Origin of the sequence: Secundilactobacillus oryzae JCM 18671 (genome assembly GCF_000740055.1) — a bacterium.
Taxonomy (GTDB): domain Bacteria; phylum Bacillota; class Bacilli; order Lactobacillales; family Lactobacillaceae; genus Secundilactobacillus; species Secundilactobacillus oryzae.
In genome coordinates, this window is sequence record NZ_BBJM01000084.1 from 1 (window position 1) to 353 (window position 353).

Below are 353 nucleotides of genomic sequence, written 5' to 3' on the forward strand. Positions count from 1 at the left end.
ATCACGAAAAATCAGCTCACGCGAAACCGTGACCTTAATTGATGATCTGAGGCGAGTCTTCAAAACGTCGATTAGTTTTATCCTCAAAGCCGTTAAGATACCACGTAGCACGTACTATTATACTAAGCACAGCCAGGGACGAAAATATGATGATGACCAGGTTATCCAAGCCATTGATGAAATTCGCCAAACAGATGCCAAGTATACTCAAAAATACGGTTACCGTCGCATAACGTTAGTTATGCATGAACAGGAATTTAAAGTTAATCACAAACGCGTCCTCCGAATTATGAAGGAACAAGGCTGGACATGTCAGGCCTTTAATAAGCAAACTCGTAAATATAACTCATACA

The 353-nt window shown here is 40.2% G+C and carries 1 protein-coding gene; it reads left to right on the forward strand.

The window, feature by feature from the left end:
- On the forward strand, window positions 1-353 hold a 353-nt coding region (locus LOSG293_RS09860; RefSeq protein ID WP_152551147.1), incomplete at both ends, for an IS3 family transposase.